18 protein-coding genes are annotated in these 19,159 nt (G+C 38.2%); 4 read left to right on the forward strand and 14 right to left on the reverse strand.

Annotation, left to right across the window (positions count from 1 at the left end; translation table 11 throughout):
• Positions 1-61 precede the first annotated feature (61 nt).
• From AC1TPB_RS13735 to yicI, 4 genes are all read right to left on the reverse strand, one after another.
• A complete protein-coding gene (locus tag AC1TPB_RS13735) occupies positions 62-1,084 on the reverse strand; it encodes a Gfo/Idh/MocA family protein (RefSeq protein WP_482077010.1) in 1,023 nt (340 codons plus the stop codon).
• Positions 1,085-1,148: 64 nt separating this feature from the next.
• Complete coding sequence (locus tag AC1TPB_RS13740) at positions 1,149-1,931, reverse strand: sugar phosphate isomerase/epimerase family protein (protein ID WP_482077011.1); 783 nt, start codon at positions 1,929-1,931, stop codon at positions 1,149-1,151.
• Between the two features lie 152 nt (positions 1,932-2,083).
• Positions 2,084-3,160 (reverse strand): AbrB family transcriptional regulator, encoded by a 1,077-nt coding sequence (locus tag AC1TPB_RS13745; RefSeq protein ID WP_482077012.1) that lies wholly within the window; start codon positions 3,158-3,160, stop codon positions 2,084-2,086.
• 118 nt (positions 3,161-3,278) lie between these two features.
• Positions 3,279-5,600 (reverse strand): alpha-xylosidase, encoded by a 2,322-nt coding sequence (yicI, locus tag AC1TPB_RS13750; RefSeq protein WP_482077013.1) that lies wholly within the window; start codon positions 5,598-5,600, stop codon positions 3,279-3,281.
• Between the two features lie 155 nt (positions 5,601-5,755).
• Between yicI and AC1TPB_RS13755 the strand changes: the two genes are divergently transcribed.
• Positions 5,756-6,670 carry a helix-turn-helix transcriptional regulator gene (locus AC1TPB_RS13755; RefSeq protein ID WP_482077014.1) on the forward strand — a complete coding sequence of 305 codons (915 nt, stop codon included), beginning with the start codon at positions 5,756-5,758 and terminating at the stop codon, positions 6,668-6,670.
• A gap of 125 nt (positions 6,671-6,795) precedes the next feature.
• Positions 6,796-7,023, forward strand: a complete 228-nt coding sequence (locus AC1TPB_RS13760) for a 3-dehydroquinate dehydratase (RefSeq protein WP_482077015.1) — start codon at positions 6,796-6,798, stop codon at positions 7,021-7,023.
• 58 nt (positions 7,024-7,081) lie between these two features.
• Here the strand turns inward: AC1TPB_RS13760 and AC1TPB_RS13765 are convergent, their stop codons facing one another.
• The 5 genes from AC1TPB_RS13765 to AC1TPB_RS13785 all read right to left on the reverse strand — a co-directional run bounded on the left by AC1TPB_RS13765 (position 7,082) and on the right by AC1TPB_RS13785 (position 11,983).
• On the reverse strand, positions 7,082-8,365 hold the full coding sequence (locus AC1TPB_RS13765) for an MFS transporter (protein WP_482077016.1): 1,284 nt from the start codon (positions 8,363-8,365) through the stop codon (positions 7,082-7,084).
• 171 nt (positions 8,366-8,536) lie between these two features.
• The gene (gene hflC / locus AC1TPB_RS13770) at positions 8,537-9,406 is read right to left on the reverse strand and encodes a protease modulator HflC (protein WP_482077017.1); all 870 of its coding nucleotides are present in this window, start codon (positions 9,404-9,406) and stop codon (positions 8,537-8,539) included.
• 11 nt (positions 9,407-9,417) lie between these two features.
• A complete protein-coding gene (gene hflK / locus AC1TPB_RS13775; protein WP_482077018.1) occupies positions 9,418-10,464 on the reverse strand; it encodes an FtsH protease activity modulator HflK in 1,047 nt (348 codons plus the stop codon).
• Positions 10,465-10,727: 263 nt separating this feature from the next.
• Positions 10,728-11,237, reverse strand: coding sequence for a hypothetical protein (locus tag AC1TPB_RS13780; RefSeq protein ID WP_482077019.1), 510 nt, complete (start codon positions 11,235-11,237; stop codon positions 10,728-10,730).
• Positions 11,238-11,317: 80 nt separating this feature from the next.
• Positions 11,318-11,983: an HAD family hydrolase gene (locus AC1TPB_RS13785; RefSeq protein WP_482077020.1), complete on the reverse strand. Its 666-nt coding sequence runs from the start codon at positions 11,981-11,983 to the stop codon at positions 11,318-11,320.
• 343 nt (positions 11,984-12,326) lie between these two features.
• On the opposite strand from AC1TPB_RS13785, the gene AC1TPB_RS13790 reads away from it, so the two are divergent.
• The gene (locus AC1TPB_RS13790) at positions 12,327-12,509 is read left to right on the forward strand and encodes a hypothetical protein (protein WP_482077021.1); all 183 of its coding nucleotides are present in this window, start codon (positions 12,327-12,329) and stop codon (positions 12,507-12,509) included.
• 8 nt (positions 12,510-12,517) lie between these two features.
• Positions 12,518-12,655: a hypothetical protein gene (locus tag AC1TPB_RS13795; RefSeq protein ID WP_482077022.1), complete on the forward strand. Its 138-nt coding sequence runs from the start codon at positions 12,518-12,520 to the stop codon at positions 12,653-12,655.
• Here AC1TPB_RS13795 and AC1TPB_RS13800 read toward each other — a convergent pair.
• The 5 genes from AC1TPB_RS13800 to AC1TPB_RS13820 all read right to left on the reverse strand — a co-directional run bounded on the left by AC1TPB_RS13800 (position 12,644) and on the right by AC1TPB_RS13820 (position 19,105).
• Positions 12,644-14,065, reverse strand: coding sequence for an aldehyde dehydrogenase family protein (locus tag AC1TPB_RS13800; protein ID WP_482077023.1), 1,422 nt, complete (start codon positions 14,063-14,065; stop codon positions 12,644-12,646). The genes AC1TPB_RS13795 and AC1TPB_RS13800 overlap by 12 nt on opposite strands.
• 164 nt (positions 14,066-14,229) lie before the next feature.
• On the reverse strand, positions 14,230-16,308 hold the full coding sequence (locus AC1TPB_RS13805; protein WP_482077024.1) for a DUF2339 domain-containing protein: 2,079 nt from the start codon (positions 16,306-16,308) through the stop codon (positions 14,230-14,232).
• Positions 16,309-16,487: 179 nt separating this feature from the next.
• Complete coding sequence (locus AC1TPB_RS13810; RefSeq protein ID WP_482077025.1) at positions 16,488-17,192, reverse strand: hypothetical protein; 705 nt, start codon at positions 17,190-17,192, stop codon at positions 16,488-16,490.
• Positions 17,189-18,070, reverse strand: coding sequence for an ATP-binding cassette domain-containing protein (locus AC1TPB_RS13815; protein WP_482077026.1), 882 nt, complete (start codon positions 18,068-18,070; stop codon positions 17,189-17,191). The genes AC1TPB_RS13810 and AC1TPB_RS13815 overlap by 4 nt, the downstream gene beginning before the upstream one ends.
• A gap of 96 nt (positions 18,071-18,166) precedes the next feature.
• A complete protein-coding gene (locus AC1TPB_RS13820) occupies positions 18,167-19,105 on the reverse strand; it encodes a copper amine oxidase N-terminal domain-containing protein (RefSeq protein ID WP_482077027.1) in 939 nt (312 codons plus the stop codon).
• Positions 19,106-19,159 lie beyond the last annotated feature (54 nt).

The raw sequence follows: 19,159 nt of genomic DNA on the forward strand, positions 1-19,159 counted from the left end.
ATATGTAAACAAGAAAAAGCATTTCGGGAAAGCCCGAAATGCTTTTTCTTACTGAACAATATTAGTTAACTTTAATAACTCGACCAGTTTCTTGAGACTCGAAAGCATCAAGAATAACTTTCAAAGAGGCTCTACCTTCCTCGCCTGTGACAGCAGGAACTGTATCATTTACGATGGATTCAATGAACTTCTCAACTACACCACTTGTTACTTGCTTCTCATTAGTTGAAATTTCACCCGTTTGATATTTCGTTACTGTACCATCACGAAGCTCAACGATAACATCATCTACTGGGTCAGTACCGATACGCATTACACCATTTTCACACCATAACATGGTGCTATTGTCTTCGCCTTTGTAATATGTCCAGCTTGCTACTAACGTACCGATAGCACCAGATTTCATACGTAGAATACAAGAAGAGTTATCATCACTATCTGTATCTTTTTTATCAAGAGTACCCACGAATGCTGCAATTTCAGATACTTCATCATCAAGCATCCAACGGATCAGATCGGATTTATGAACACCTAGATCCCCCATAGCACCCATAATCGCTTCTTCTTTGCGGAAGAACCAGCTATCAGCACCGTCAATACTCCATGCGTCAGGACCAGGATGACCGAAAGAGGTACGGAAAGTAAGCACTTTACCAAGTATGCCTGATTTCAAAATTTCTTTTGCTTTTTCATGTGGAGGCATAAAGCGTTGGTTATGACCAACCATTAGCTTCACATTGCTAGCTTTAGTCGCTTCAATCATTGCCTCTGCTTCAGCATCAGTTACTGCCATTGGTTTTTCTACAAGGACATGTGCACCAGCTTTCGCTGCTTCAATCGTCATCTCAGCATGCAAGAAGTTAGGCGTACAAACGCTAACTGCGTCTGGCTTAATTGCTGCCAACATTTCTTTATAATCAGAAAATGCTTGTGCACCATACTCCTTAGCATAAAGCTCAGCACGTTCAATAATTGGATCTACAAATGCAACTAGCTCAACATTGGCATCACTTGCATACTCAGGGATATGACGGTATTTCGCGATAGAACCGCAACCGATTACTGCTACTTTAACTTTTGACATTTTAATAATCTCCTTTAGAGGTTGTTCAAAAATGCAAAGCATTTTTGAACGTGACCTTTTATAATTATTTAAATTGATTAAGATAATTTTGCTCTAACCACTTGTAGCTAGTAGCGATGGATTCCAATGGAGGATTCGTACATGAATCCTGCTCTACAATAATCCATTCCACACCTGCATCACTAGCTGCTTTTACAATCTCGACTAATGGAAGAACTCCTTCCCCTAACTCAACAGTATCGATCTGTTTTTCAGGATCACGACTTTCCAACAAGAAATCTTTCAAATGCAGCAATGGTAAACGTCCAGTATATTTGTTAATGTAGCTCACTGGATCGATTCCTGAGTATTTTACCCAACCAATATCCATTTCTACTTTTAGATCAGTAGCAGGAATGCGTTCGAATAGTGCTTCAAATACCATTTGACCGTCAATTAATGTGCTGAATTCAAAATCATGATTGTGATATAAGAATTCAATACCTTGCTCAGTACAAGCACGACCAATGTCAGCTAGATCAATTAAATGCTGACGCCATGAATCAACATCACGAATTTCTACAGCTAACCATGGACAGATCGCATACTTTGCACCAATTGTTTTCAGATAGGCTATTTCATTGTCCAAGTTATCTTTCAATTTTGACAATTGAATATGACTACCAATTGCTTTCATATTTAGCTCAGCTAATAGCTCACGCATTTTATCTGCTGGAATATCTCCGTAATGGTAAAATTCTACTCCTTCATAACCTAATCCTGCCACATGACGTAAAGTGCCTTCAAAATCTGCTTCCAATTGTTCACGAAGCGTAAAAAGCTGCAATCCGATTGACATTCTATTCATTATATTCAAACTCCTTTATATGTTTATCAATTTATGTCTTATTTTGTCCAACTAGATTAAGTATAGCGCATACATTACGATAAAAACATTAATTATATTAACATATTCTTATGTTATTTTGTCATTTGTTATTTATCAGTATTGGCTTTTTATCAATTATTGTTTCTTTGAGCATACCAATTCAGCGCAGGTAGTACTAAGAGATATATAAATAGTAATCGAAACATTTGGAAAATCGTGACGACAGTAGAATCCGCCTTGATTGCTGTAGCAATCAGTGTCATTTGGTCCATCCCACCTGCAGCTGTACTCAAAAAACTTGTAGCAAAGCTTTCTCCGATCATTTCCATTAATAAATAAGAGAATAAGTAACTAATTACTAAAATTAAGATTGAACTTAGTAAGCCCATTACGATTACTTTCCAAGGCAACTTGATCATTTGCGGCTTAAGTAGCAAACCTATGTATGCACCGATTGCTAATTGTGCTATATGAAGAAAGTCTGATGAAACTGCTGGGACGTACACACCACTAATATTAAGTAGTATTCCTAAGATGACTGGCATCAAAAAATATGGCACCGGTAATTTTATCTTTTTCCCTAATACGACAGATGAATAGGAGATAACTAACAATAATATAACTGCCCAGTATGGGGATGCTTCCTTTACAGCTAGTGAATCATTAATGAGATGTCCGCTCACTAGAAAAGGTACAATACTTACAATAGAAATGACACGCACGACTTGGAAGAACGTAACTACACCAATGTCAATATTTTTATGCTCTTCTGCAAATGCTACAGATTGTGATAATCCACCTGGTATACTTGCAGTCAAAGCACTCATCAACGATACACCGGTTACTTTTTGAGTGATCATCGCGAGCAAAATACATGAAATAATGAGAATAACATTCATGATAACCATGTACAGCAAGTATTCGTGCATATTTTGAAGAGCAACAACTGTAAATGATTCACCTATCGTAGTTCCAAGTATAACTAAGCCAATATTACGGAAAGTAACTGGCCACCCCCACGTTGTTTTGAACGTTAATTGCGATAGCATTACTGCAAATAAAGGACCCAACATCCACGGCATAGGAAGTGAAAACAGGTGAAATAGCATCACCCCAATCACTGAAACTACACTAACTTTTATAATAGGTAAATAAGTAAGCTTCATGCTGTTCCTTCTCTCTTCTAGTCTGAAATATAGGTCTTCCATATTATAACTAGTATAGCAGTATACAGTACATGATCGTTACTTATTTAAAGGTTTCATAATGAACAACAGGACTTAGGTAGCTTTCACCTAAATCCTGTTGTTTTCTATAATAACCGTATTATGCTAATACAATTGTAAATTGTGCGTTACCTTTCGGATCAAGAGCAATGCGACCTGCTTCAACCGTTGCTGCTACTCCTTCAACAGCAGTTACCTCACCTTGACCTTTAACAACAAGTGAAAGTGGCTTATTGGCACCGTTCAATGCAACTGCGATCGAATTACCGTTGCGTGTTGCTTCAACTGTTAATGAAACATTACCTTTCACATCACGAACTACAGTTGATGCCTTAACACCTTCTTGTAAATTGTGGAGCTGTAATTCAACACCATCAGCGAAATCATAATCAGGACGATCATTAACTGCACCAATTGCAAGAATGGTATTTTCACGAACGAATAATGGCAAGCTCATAAAGCCATGCGTTTCTGATCTCCAAGTACCACCAACAACTACTTCACCCGTTAATAGATGCGTCCATTGTCCCGCTGGCAAATAGTATGTTACATCTCCCTCTTCATTGAAGATTGGAGCAACAAGTATACTATCTCCGAGCATATACTGACGATCAAGTTGCTCTACTGCAGGATCACCATGGAATTCAAGTACCATCGAACGCATAGCAGGAATTCCTAATTCATGTGCTTGAACAGCTGTATTGTATAGATAAGGCATTAATGAACATTTCAGCTTTGTAAAGAAGCGAGTAACGTCAACTGCTTCTTGATCATAAGCCCAAGGTACTCGATAAGACTTAGAGCCATGTAGACGGCTATGACTAGATAGTAAGCCGAATTGCAACCAACGTTTGAATACATGACTAGGTGCTGTATTCTCAAAGCCACCAATATCGTGACTCCAGAAGCCAAAGCCTGACATACCTAGCGACAATCCGCCACGAAGACTTTCTGCCATTGATTCATAATCCGCATAACAGTCACCACCCCAGTGTACTGGGAATTGTTGTCCGCCAGCTGTTGCTGAACGAGCGAATACTGCTGCTTCATTTTTACCAAGCTTTTCTTCAAGCACTTCAAATACGACTTTATTATAAAGCTGCGTATAGTAGTTATGCATTTTGAACGGATCAGAGCCATCGAAGTATACAACATCTGTTGGAATACGCTCACCGAAATCAGTTTTGAAGCTATCTACACCCATATCTACAAGCTCACGCAAGTACGATGCATACCATTCGCAGGCAGCAGGATTAGTGAAATCTACTAGCGCCATACCAGGTTGCCATAGATCCCATTGCCATACGTCTCCGTTAGCTTTTTTCACTAAGTAGCCTTTTGCTGCACCTTCCTCAAATAGACGAGAGCGTTGAGCAATATATGGGTTAATCCATACACAAATTTTCAAGCCACGCTCTTTCAAGCGGGTAAGCATTCCTTCTGGGTCTGGGAATACAGACTCATCCCATTTGAAATCTGTCCAATGGAATTCTTTCATCCAGAAGCAGTCAAAGTGGAATACGTGAAGCGGAAGATCTCGTTCAACCATACCATCAACGAAGGAGTTAACCGTTTGCTCATCATAATTAGTCGTAAACGATGTGCTTAGCCATAGACCAAATGTCCAAGCTGGTGGCAATGCCGGGCGACCAGTAAGCTGCGTATAGCGATCAAGCACGCCTTTCATATCGGGACCGTCAATGATAAAGTATTCAAGCGATTCACCTTCAACGCTAAATTGAACCTTTTTCACTTTTTCAGAAGCTACTTCAAGCGATACAAGCTCAGGCTGATTAATAAATACGCCATAGCCTTTATTTGTTATATAAAAAGGAATATTTTTGTATGTTTGCTCAGAACTTGTACCAGCATCCTCATTCCAAATATCAACCGTTTGACCATTTTTCACAAATGGAGTGAAACGCTCACCAAGACCATATACTAATTCGCCAACACCAAGATCAAGCTCTTCACGTACATATGCACGTTCTTTGCCCTCTGTAATGTACGCCATAGAACGCTGCGCGCTTCCTGTAAGACGTTTGCCACCACGGAAGAAGTCTACTTTCCATTCTGGACCTTTAGCAATACGAACGCTTAAGTCACCGCTAGTTAGAACGGCTTCATGTTCATTTTCTTCAATAACTGCGTTGCTTTCCGCAGATTTCGTAAGTTCAAAGTTAGGACCAAGATTACGCACACCAGTATGATGAATAACTTTCACTCCAATAACTCCGGGTAGTGGAGAGTGGAATTGAATCGTTAATAGCATCGTATCAAGCATACTTGCTCTATTTAGAAGCGGACGCGGTGCAGCATAAGCTGTTAATACGCCATCCTTTTCATAGAATTCATGCGCTTGTACCGCGCCTTGTACATTAAATTGCTCATGGATTAACCAGTTACCATTTGTAAATTTCATAGGATATGATCAACCTTTCTATTGTTAATGTTTCTTTATTTGGACAGTAAATTAATTTGATATAATTGCATTATACTGATAAAATTAGAACAATTCTAACAGTATAATGCTGAAATATAGCACTATTTTGATAAATGTAAAAGTAGGTGTCACAAATGGACTTAAGCGTCAAAACATCGTTGAAGGAAAATCGCCTGCATGGTACTGAGCAATTTCCGCTGGCAGCCTATTGGATCGACCAAACGATTGCCGGAGCACCAATATTAGAATGTCACTGGCATAGCGAAATGGAATTTTTCTTCTGCATGCAAGGGGAAGTATTATTTCAGGTGGATACCGACTACTATGTCGTGAAGGCTGGCGAGGCTATATTTATTGATAGCGGAGAAATACATACAGGTCATTCTCATCATCATGCGACTTGTATGTATGGAGCGATCGTGTTTGACCCACAATTATTAGCAAGTGCTAGCTTTGATGCAATACAAACTGAGTATATTGCTCCTTTTTTCGAACGTACTCGCAGTTTTCCCCGTCATATTAAGCCACATTCACGCTGGGAGAAACAGCTTTTAGATTCGCTCAAAATTATATTATCACTTTGTGATCAGCAGGATTTGGGCTATCAGCTTAGTATTAAAGCATTGTTGCTACAAATGCTGCAAACGATCTTGCCAGAAGGTAGACATGCAAACCGCAGCAAACGTGAATTAACCGATCAGACGAAGACGATTAGATTGAAAAAGGCGATTAGTTATATTCAATCCAATTACAATCAGCCTCTAAAAATATCGCAGATCGCTGGGCAAATTCCGATGAGTGATGGCCAGTTCTGTCGTTTCTTCAAAAGTATGACGAGACAAACACCCATCGAATATGTAAATTCCTATCGCATACGTCGTGCAGGAGAGTTGCTGCTTGATCCATCGAACAAAATCTCATCGGTCGCATTGGATGTCGGTTTCGACCATATGAGTTATTTCGTTAAAGTATTTCGTCAGCAAATGAACTGCACACCATCTGAATATCGCAAAAAAATGCTAAATAGCTCCTTAGACTATACGCTTTAGCTAATTCTCAATATCACTTTGCATAATTGTTAATAAATTTCGAAATTTTCACTCAAATTTTAAGGTAATCTTAAGGTTGATTCGCTACAATACACTCATACTTTGTTGTGCTGGAGGAATGAATCATGACAATTACAGTTGTATTCCAAGAAAAACAGATACCTGTATATATGCAAGAGCTTAATAAAAAAGCAATGCGTAAACTGGAAGCCATTTTGAATCAGAAATGGGAAACAGGCAAGCAAGCTTTAAAAACTTGCTTAGCAACACTTATTAGTATCGAAGTTATTGGTTCAGAAGCAACGTTACATGCGTTAACCGAACATCATACTTTAACGATCTCACTTTATTAATATACAAAGGGACGAGGCTACCAGTGCAGTAGCTTCGTCCCTTTGTTGTTTTAATAAGTTAGTTCTTAAACTGTATTTTTATATTGTGTTTGGCTAATATCGGCTCACCTTTATTACGATTTCCCCAGATGAACACAAACGTACCAATCCATCCGAAAATCGAGGCAATAATTAATATAATGTTAATTTCCACTATCGAAGTTAATCCTGTCCCTAATAACGGACCAATAGTCCCTCTTATACCAAACATCATAAGATGTATACCAAAGACAACAGCTTCTCTCCCTGGAGCAATCTTGAATATGAATGCCATAATCCCGATTTCCCAAATTGCTTCACCAACACCTTGAACTGCATTTCCAATTAATACTGCAGTAAAGCTCCCCCATAAACTATATAGCAAAGGTACAATTGCGTAAGCAGCTATTCCGATTATAAGAGTATACTTAATATCTATACGATCAATCATAATACCGCCTAACCAGAACGTTAATAAGAGTGCGATATAGTAGGCGACACGTGCATAACCTATTTCTACATTGCTTAATCCAAGTACATCGACTTGAATAATCTGGTATAAAGGAATTGACATCATATTACCAAATCCTGAAAACGTTGTTGCTATAAGAAATAATGCAAGTATTTTATTACTTTTCACAAGCTGAACTTGTTCTAGCCATTGAGCTTTTTTGCCAACTCTAGCTACTGCAGTAAGACCTCGATTAGGTTTAGAACCTTGTTTGGATACTTTAATCGAATTGAAAATACTAACAGAGATAAATCCAGCAATCGCAGCAGCAATTAATGGTCCCCTTGGCCCCAATACGTCTGTCCAGCTACCAACTAGATATGCTATTGGAATCATTAATACACCCATACCAACACGTACATAGCCCATTAATCTACCACGCAGATTGGATGGATAAATTCTAGATACGAGCGAAGCATAGGCCGGCGCTTGAATCCCCATTAATAATTGAAAGACAACAGCCGTTACTACATAGACATTAGGATTAGGGAATATTGCGGGCAATATTGGCAATAGACGACCAATCATATTAGGAATTATCGTAAATGGCTTCGGCTTATCCGATCGCTCAATCCATGAAGCCCAAATCGGTGAGAATATTAAGCCAATTGCTGGAGCAGCTGACAATATCCCTACTTGCAAATTAGAAGCACCTTCTTGTATAGCAAAAGCAATAAAAAACTGATTCATAACTACATTGAAAAGACTAAAAAACAAAGTTGCAACAAAATCTACGCGTACATTCCACCATACCCGAGGCTGTATCTCCATTCCGAAATGTTGGTGTTGCTCAGCCTTTAATGCTTGTGACATATATTAACGATCCTTTTTTCAGTGTATTTACCCAAAAATTACTGTCCAAGAATCACCATACTATAAAAGCATCTTATTTGTATAGTGGTCGCTTAATATTTAATAAATAGAAAAAACACCACAGTGCTTTAGCTCTCGAAGAGAGACAATAGACTGTGGTGTTCATGTTTACTATTCTCCTAGCAAAATTTGAGCATATGGAGATTCAATCGGCATCATAATGACTGGATTATTACTCATCGTTACAATATAACTCTCCAACGTTCGATACAGATTGTAGAATTCCGGGTCCTTACCGTATGCTTCATTATAAATTTTTGCAGCCTCTTGCTCACCTGCCGCAACTATTTTCTTGGAATCAGCCTCGGCTTGAGCCATTAATTCAAGTGCAGTACGATCTGCTTTTGATGTAATTTTTTTAGATTCTTCATCACCCTCTGATAAATAACGGGCAGCAATCGATTGACGATCGGAAATCATTCGATTATAAACACTTTCCTTGTTGCTTTCAGGTAGATCAGTACGTTTAATACGTACATCTACTATTTTAATACCATAATTATCACGTTGCAGTGACAGAGCTACATCCTTAGTGATTTCATCATTCAAATCACCTCTTGCTGTATTTTCACTAATAATTTCATCATAATTCACTTCAGAAAGCTTACGTCTTACAGAGTTGTATACCGCTTCATTAATCCTTTGTGCCCCATCACTTACAGTAGGACTTGTTTTATTGAATTTCACGGGATCTTCAATTCTCCATACCGTGTAATTATCAACAAGAATAACTTTCTTGTCTTTCGTCATAATTTGAGTCGGTACATTCTCATAAGTCATCTGGTACTTGGGCAACTCTTTAATTTTGTCGACGAAAGGTATTTTCATATATAGTCCAGGTTCTGATTTAGCATCGACTGCTTCACTAAAACGCAATATAATTTTATATTCGCCTTCTTTTACAATAAATAATGAGCTGAGTATACAAATTACGAGGACTATTCCCCCAATAATAAATCCAGTAAGTTTAAAGTTTTTCATATAATCTCCCCCTACTGTGTGCCAGCAGAGTCGGAATTCGAACTGCTAGATGAAGTGTTGTTCGTTATTGAGCTGCTCTTCTTACTCAAAAGCTCATTGAGTGGTAAATAGTTAACCGTATCACTACCGGTATTTGTAATAATAATTTGCGCATTAGGCAGAATTTTTTCCAGAGTCTCAATAATTAGACGACTTTCTGTAATCTCTTTGTTGCTATTGTATTCTGCATAAATTGCATTAAACTTAGCTACATCACCTTGTGCATTCAGAATACGAGAAGCCTTTTCAGCTTCTGCTAGCTCAATTAATGCTTGAGCTTCTCCTCGTGCTTTTGGAATTCGATCATTTTCATACTTTGTTGCATTATTAATTTTCGTATTTTTCTCTTCTCGTGCATTGGTAACGGCACGGAAAGCTTCTGCTACTTGACCATCAGGTGGTTCAATATCTTGGAACTTTAAGTCAATAATAATAATTCCAGTCTCATACTTTTCTTGTAATTTCATTAGTTGTTCTCTTGCTAATTCTTGAATTACTGTTTTACCATCAGTAATCGCATAATCTAACTTCTGTGCACCCATGACTGAGCGAATAGATGCTATTGCAGAGTTACGTAAAAATGTTTCATGATTATCAATATTTGTTAAATAATTTTTGATGTTTCCTATTTTCCACGTAATAACAGCATCAGCAGACACAATGTTTTCATCACCAGTAATCATCATCGCTTCAGACTCATCAACAATGTCACCATTTGCTGATTCACGATAACCAATTGTAATATACTGTGTCATTTCTGCAGGGACGATCTTCACATCTTGAATCGGATACGGAAGCTTGAAATGTAAACCTGATGTTGCCTCATCTGTAATTTTACCGAATGTTAATATTACAGCACGTTCTCGTTCCTCCACGGTGTAGAATGAAGTCATTCCAATGTACAATAAAATAATTGCGATACAAATACCAATGACTGATTTACTAACAACTTTTGGATTCCAAGAAATGTCTTTTCTTTGTTCAGTGTGGTTTTCGTTGTTTCCATTTTCAAAGTTCAAATCCAATTCCCCTTTCATTCTCCTTATATCATATGACTCTATACGTTCATTTCACGGTTTGGTCACAGAATTTTAAGGTTATTTTCAGTTTTGTTGTTTTCGAGAGCGCTACAGCAAAAACATACCATTGGGATAACTATAAAAAAAGCTATCTACTCATTACTTTGTAGATAGCCACGATATTACGTTGATAATATATGACAGCTATTTTCACCGCTATATTTCACTTCCTACATCGTCTTTTCTGTGTCTTCAGATTGTCACTAAGTCAAGCATAGCGGATATCTACTATTCATAGATAAATAGTACGTAATAATCTCATCACCATCTTGAATACTGAACAAATTCAATGTGATTTCTTGCATAGCACCTGACTGATTTTGAATAATACCACTCATCGAACCTGAGCCTTGCTGCAATATTTTTTTCATTTTTTTAATAGCATCACTGCGAGTACTAGTTGGAAAAATAGTCGCTAAATACTTGATTGATTCTCGATATGGTTGCATCTCTGCCAAGCCAGTATATGAATAGAATAAAGCATTAGCTCCGATAATTTTATGATCTTGATCAAGTAATAGGACGCCTTCATCTATATTTTCTTGTTGTCCAAAATTGGCGTGTTCCTGCTGAACAGTAGATAGTGTATTCATATATCTATGGCGCTGTTTAAAGTCTCTAATAATAAATCCTGCTAGTATAACAATTCCAATTACGGTCAACATAGACCAGTAATTCTTTGCATCCATGTTACTAACTATTGAAAGTATCATCTTTATTTACTCCTCTATTTATAATTAAATTAATAATAGAGAGTATACCAGCCGATTCTGAACTTTTTTTGAACTTCCTTTTAAAGCGGTTTCTCTATCGCTTCAATAACCTTTATTAAAGTAGTATCCGCCATCGAGGATATAATTAAGGAGCAATGCTCGAACGTAAAATGTTGCGTAACCGGATTCGGAACAGCGATGCAATGCATCCTTGCAGCTACCGCGGCTATTGAACCATTGTGAGAATCTTCAAATGCTATAGCTTCTTGACCGTCCACGCCTAGCAGAGACAATGCTCGAAGGTAAAGCTCAGGATTAGGTTTCACATGCGTAACGTCATCTGCTGTACAAATGTAATCAAAATATTGATGTAGTTCAAACCGAGTGAAGAAACTATCAATCCATGCTCGATTAGAGCTTGTTGCTAATGCTATTTTCAGATTCATTTGCTTCGCTTGTGTAATAAAATCCATTACTCCTTCACGTAATATAAGATTAGGCAACAGTAACTGTAATCTTTCTTTATGTAAATTTCCAAAGAATTGTGCATCTTTATCTTGTTTCAATAAATTCGCTAGATTTGTGTAAGGATTAAATTCACCGATAGTCGTCCCAATGTTTTGCGCATACGTTTCGATTGGCAAATCAAACTCATATTCAGTGTAAATTTGTTGTAGCACCTCATAATCTAATGTTTCCGTATCGATCATCAATCCATCAAAATCAAATACTATAGCTCGTATCATAAAATCGTCTCCTTCACTAATTAAAATCTCTGTTCCAAGCGATGCAACAAAACCCAGCAACGTGTACGGTACGAGTACACGAGCGGTCAAATGCTCGAAACTTCAAATGAAGGTTCAAAAAGTGGGCTTTCGAAAGCCGAACAGGTGAAACGCTACTTGAGAAAGGCGGAAGCGCAAGTGTACATGGTTGGTACACGCGAAATGCACTTTCCAAGTTCGTTTCAGATGCGATGTCGAATACGCTACCTGCATTACTTCGTTATCAATGTCCGCTTTTTGAACTACCGCTTCAAATCAAGGTTCAAAAAGTGGGCTTTCGAAAGCCGAGCAGGTGAAACGCTACTTGAGAAAGGCGGAAGCGCAAGTGTACATGATTACGTACACGCGAACCGTACTTTCCAAGTTCGTTTCAGATGCGATGTCGAATACGCTACGTCAGCATACGCATCGTTATCAAAGTCTGCTGTTTGAACTACCTCTTTCAATGAAGGTTCAAAAAGTGGACTTTCGCAAGCCGAGCAGGTGAAACGCTACTTGAGAAAGGCGGAAGCGCAAGTGTACATGATTACGTACACGCGAACCGTACTTTCCAAGTTCGTTTCAGATGCGATGTCGAATACGCTACCTGCATTACATCGTTATCAAAGTCCGCTGTTTGAACTACCGCTTTAAGATGATGAGCTTACTTGTTGTCATATCTTCTATGGCATACGGCACGCCTTCTTTGCCAGTACCGCTCATCTTAACACCACCATATGGCATATGATCAACACGGTATGTTGGAATATCATTAATAAGCACTCCCCCTACTTGCAAGTTCGCCGCTGCCTGCCACGCTGTTTCTAGTGTTTTGCAATAGACACCAGCCTGCAAACCATATGCAGAATTATTCACCATTGCAATTGCCTCTTCCATAGAGCTGACCTTATTCACTATAACAATCGGAGCAAATACTTCCTGACAGCTAATAGCCGAATGTTCTGGCACATTTACCAATATTGTCGGTTCGAGAATGACATTATCGATAACCTTCCCGCCTAACACAAGTGAAGCACCGTCATCTAGTGCTGCTTGTATCCATTGTCTTGAGCGTGAAATCGCTGCTTGAGATATCAATGCCGATACGTCTGTATGAAGAGATAGTGGATCGCCAATTACTAATTGGGAAGCTGCTGTAACAAATTGCTCTACAAAACGATTATATTGTTCGCCAATCACATATATTCTTTGCAATGAAATGCATACTTGTCCATTATTGCTAAATGCGCCCGTGACACAACGTTGAATAACTTCGTCAGTCATCATCTCATCATCAATAATTACTGCGGAATTAGATCCAAGCTCTAACGTGCGCTTCTTGATTGCTGCAAGCTGAGATATTCTTAAGCCTACGGTTGGGCTGCCAGTGAATGTTATCATATTGACTCGTGGATCGACAACGAGATGCTCTCCAATCTGCACACCATCACCTGTTACAATATTCAATGCTCCTGCTGGCAAACCTGCCTCCATGAAGAGTTCACCAATAAATAAAGCAGATAGTGGAGTTTGTGGGGCAGGCTTTAAGATAACCGTATTACCAGCGGCAATTGCCGGTCCTATTTTATGGGCAACTAAATTCATTGGGAAATTGAATGGTGTAATAGCCCCGATTACTCCTAGCGGTTCACGAATCGTAAATGCTAATCGACCTTCACCTCCAGGCATAGCGGCCATCGGAATCATCTCACCGTTCAAACGTTTTGCTTCTTCTGCTGCATATTGATACGTTTGAATCGTACGCTCTACTTCTATATAAGATTGCTTAATTGGTTTCGCAGCTTCAAGACTTATACAATGTGCGGCTTCATCCTTACGCTCCTCTAACAATTGAGCAACTTTGCTTAATATATGTGCACGTTCATATGCAGCAAGCTTTCGTTGTGATGCACATGCAGCTAGCGCTGAGTCTATTGCAGCATCCAATTGTGCAATCGTTGCCTGAGCAATCATCGCAATAACGTCCCCAGTATACGGAGAACGTAAAGGCTCGTAGTGTTCCGTTGACACTTTTTTTCCGCCAATGAATAACTGTTTCTTCATCTCATACTCTCCTCGTATCATAATGTAATCAATAAAAAACGCTCCTTTACGCAATGGGAGGACAACCCTACCATTGCTAAAGGAACGTTTTATGGTTCATTCAATGAGCGATAACATATCTATTCACGAATATAGTTAAGCATAATTAATTCTCTCAGTAGTCGTTACTCTTTACTAACTGTTTCTTCTTCGCTTTGGTTATTATACATTAAACGTGAAATCAGAATACCTACACCGCCTAATACGATGAATATTACTGCTTTAATACCAATATGCACATCCGGCAAATCAATGAATATGACTTTCATCAATACAACGAATAAGATGAAAATCCCTGTAATTCTAGGCTTTGACCATTTTTTCAATAGTCCAAGTATTATAGCACCGATGGCATATATCGTCCAAAAAGCTGACATAATGTAATGCTGCATTTCGATTCCTAGCTCTGTACTTAGTACAACCGATAACATCGAGACAAATAAAAACCCAACAAAAGCTGAAGTCCAACGTAGAATTGGTAATGTAATATCCTCATCAGCGCTTTTACTGTTGTTAACAATATTCGTTTGATACTGCGTATAAATTAGTAGCAACGAAGCTAATATAATGACCCAATTTAACATTTCAGCTGAAATTATATGTGGCACCTCTTGCACCATAACTTCAATCGAAACCGCTACAAAAACGATACTTGAAAGCACCCCATATACTATATATTTCTGTCTGATCGCTACAAATAATGAAATGGCTACGATTAACTGTATCATCGTTGCTCTATAGTCATTAGCTACAAGATCAACAAATAATATAAGAGCTATAAAGCTTGTAATAATTAAACTTAGCTCATAACGGAATTGGTAGCTATCCTTACCTTCTTTCGCCGCAGTTACCATCTTATTGTGGAAGAGGACTGTTCCACCCAAATAACAAAGTAGCATCACGCCTAGAACAATCCAATATGAAATTTTATCATTGTTCGCTAATAAAGCATAGGACCAAATCAATGCATTAGAGAGAGCTATAACTTGCATTATAATATGATTTAGCGTATTTCCTTTATCCATAATAAAATGAATTAATAGACAAATAAGTTGAATAAGAATGGCACTAACATATAAACTCTTTGAAATAGCGAAAAACTCATTGTAGGCAATAAGTAATGAGAACTGTAAAAGTACGAATGCAAACCAGTACGCTACACGATACATGAGTTTATAGCTTAAATTCAACATAACTAATGAGAATGCTAATTGTGAAATAATAAATAGTGATCCATTAATTTCTGTTAAGTCTACTAGAAAAGCACAGAGAAATCCGGAAATAATTGAAATTGTAACTAGCGTTTCTGATTTCCAACGTATTGATGAATATATAATTTGCGCAAATGCAATGAGATAGCACACGATAGCCAACGGTATCGGTAATATTTCATAAGCTAAATGTGCCACTGATATCGTAATGATTAGCAATCCATGCGAACCACCTAATAATACTTTTCCGAGTGCAGCTCGCTTATGACGGTACTGACTTAAACCCAATACGTATAGTACGATCGCCACGAAAACTCCGAGCCAACAGCGTACTGGTTCCGTAAGATATCCTTCCCTCACTACTGCAACAAAGCCCCATAGCATCCCTACTAATAGAACGATAATAAATACGGTAGGCAGCCACACGCGGGCAAGTGTATTTTCAAAATTACGAGAAGATTTCTCTTTTTGCACCTTCATATACGGCTGACCATAGGCGTATTGTTGCTGCTGCGCTGGGTGCGCTCCTTGCGGCCCGGCTTGGTTCCACTGCTGTGGATTCGCTCCTTGCTGTGCGGCTTGGTTCCACTGCTGTGGATTCGCTCCTTGCTGTGCGGCTTGGTTCCACTGCTGTGGATTCGCTCCTTGCGGTGCGGCTTGGTTCCACTGCTGTGGATTCGCTCCTTGCGGTGCGGCTTGGTTCCACTGCTGTGGATTCACTCCTTGCGGTGCGGCTTGGTTCCACTGCTGTGGATTCGCTCCTTGCGGTGCGGCTTGGTTCCACTGCTGTGGGTTCGCTCCTTGCGGCGCGCCTTGGTTCCACTGCTGTGGATTCGCTCCTTGCGGTGCGGCTTGGTTCCACTGCTGTGGGTTCGCTCCTTGCGGCGCGGCTTGGTTCCACTGCTGTGGGTTCGCTCCTTGCGGCGCGGCTTGGTTCCACTGCTGTGGATTCGCTCCTTGCGGCGCGGCTTGCTGATCCACTTCGTTTTGCATAGCTTTCAGCTCTTCTTCCAGCTTCGCTATCTGTTTTTCAATTTCACTCTTCTTATTTTGTGAATCGATTATGAACTCCCCCTTAACTACTTCTCAAAATTAATTATTCTAAGATCATTTAGAAGTATATTCCATTCCCGATGTATTATATCATATCATTTTAATCTCTAGACTATTATCTATATTCTTTTTTGTTGGAGCTTTAAATAAAGCCAAAAGAATACAAAACAGTACAAGATCGGAATAACTAATGCAGCAATAATTTCAAAAGTAGAATAATTTACAAAGTTAGATAACATATCGATCAGCTGAAATGTTGGTGGCAATATCCACAATGGATATTCAATCCATTCTCCAAATGCTTCTACAATTCCACCCTTTGCTAAAGTAATAACAAGAATCATTAGTATGCATGAAATAGCAAAACTACCACTTTTAATAAATGTTCTATTAAAAAATAAGGGGATAACAATTCCTAAAAGTGAAATCTCGAGATGGACAGCAAGAGCTAATACCGACATTTGAAGCGTTACTGGCTCGTTGAACATATTTGTCACAAGCGGATAGTTAACTGCAACTAAGCACAATACACAACAAAGCACAGATACCATTACTATTTTCCCAATTAAATATGCGCGTATACTGCCAGCATGTAGAGAAATTATTTGACCTTGTATTGGATTGGTAGAATTAATAAAACTATAACAAAGCCACGCAGATATCAGATATAGGAAAACTGCAGATAACGCATAAGTTTCCATAATCGGATTAGGCTTATAGGAATACATTATCATTAAACATAGGAAAAAACATATTAAAGCTGGAAAATACCGATGTGAACGAATATAGCTTTTCAATAAATAGTTGATCAAATGAAGGTTCAACTAGATTCCCCCTCTGGATCATAGCTCGTAAGTTCTAACACACTTTTTCGCTCTATTTCCTTAGTTACAGAAGTAATAGAATATTTATGTCGTAGTAATTGTAACATAACATAATCCCGATGCTCTTCTTTAACAATTAGCTCATTACCATACTTGTGAGATAGAATCTTTTCTAGATTAAAACAGTGAGAAATAGGTACTTCAGTACTTCCATTACTAGTGTAAATAATTTTGAATAATGACTCTCTGTTTTGTATATTGGGATTATCGGAATGAACTTTGCCGTCCTTAATTACTATAATGCGATCAGCAATTCCATTGAGCAGAGAATTTTCATGGCAAGTTAAAATAATGGTTATTCCTTCATTTTTGAATAGTTGCAACATTGTTATTAATTCAATTTGGGAGCTCGCATCCAATCCTGAGAGTGGCTCATCAAGAATAAGTACAGTAGGGTTTCCAAGCACAGCTTGTAACAAATTAACTTTTTGAAGCATGCCTTTTGAAAAGTACGTCATGTTATAGCTTTCGTTCAAGTTAAACTTATGAAGTAATTTTATTATTTCCTGCTTTAATTCGGACTTATGTAGCCTCTGAATACGCCCCATTGCATATAAATATTGTTCTGCAGTAAATCTCAACTTCGGAAATTGTTCAGGTGCATAGCCGATTTTACAGTCTCCTGCATAAATAATGTCACCTGAAGTACAAGGTATAAGGCCTGCAATCATTTTCAAAACCGTAGATTTGCCAGAGCCATTATGACCTAAAATTGCAATACACTGATTTTTCACCAAATTAATGCTGATTTGATCTATAACCATCTTATCCTTTGAAAACGACTTACTTGCTTTTCTAAGTTCAATCATTGATTCCATTATTCACCTCATAGTTCTATAAAAAAAGCCTCATTACATAAAAAGATAACATTATCTTTATATGTAATGAAGCTTAATAATTATAGCTAAATTCCTTTAGTAGTACTCTTTGAATAGTGGTTTAAAGTATTGAAGTCCTGATGATATGATACAAACATACGGTTCACCGTCATCATCAACCGTTGTCAGAAGAGCAATTTCAGTATCTGCTAATTTCCATACTGATAGTAAATCAACATCGCCTGCAACAAGACTATCTCCATACTTTTCAAAATCCACTTCATCAACTATATCTTCTGACCAAAATTCAAGATCTACTGTTGGCTCGCCAAATGCTGCTTCAAGCTCATAATATAAATCATACGTAGCGTAAATATAGTCCATATTATCGTCATAATAAGTGTCTACATAATACGTTGCTCTGCCTAGTTTATTATTCGCAAACTCATATTCTACATCAGCATCATAGCCGCCTGCGTAAATACCACCAAAGTATAAATAATCTGTATCGGAAGCGAAGAGTCTACCATATTCTACATCTTTCACTTGTTTCATAGTCATACCCCAAGTTGCATCACTTAGAGTGTTTGTGTCAAATACTAAAGGTATAAAATACGAATCAATTGTAATCGTACGTGTAACTTTGTTCCAATCAACTTCAGCACCTGTTGCTTCACTTACAAAGCGAAGTGGGATCAATGTGTTTCCATCTTTCACTACTGGAGCAACTAATAATGGAACTTTGTCTCCATTTACAATGGCAGTTTTATTACCAATCGTTAATTTAAGCGTAACATCATCATTATATCCAGTAACTGTTTTAGTTTTTTGATCCCAAGAGTAGTCTAACCCTAACGCTTTGAAAACTGTCGTAAATTGGACTAGCGTAGTTCCTTGCGTTTGAATAGGATCAATATCAAATACAAGCTGCTCGCCATCAACATACACCTTAATAACGGATAAATTGGCTGCTGCCGACACTCCAGTTGGTACAAGTAACATCATCGCAAGTACTAATACGATTATCTTTTTCATTTCGTTTCTCCCTCATATGTATAATTGTATGGAAAACATACCCTTTTTCCTTAA

Source organism: Paenibacillus sp. Y951, assembly GCF_056786395.1.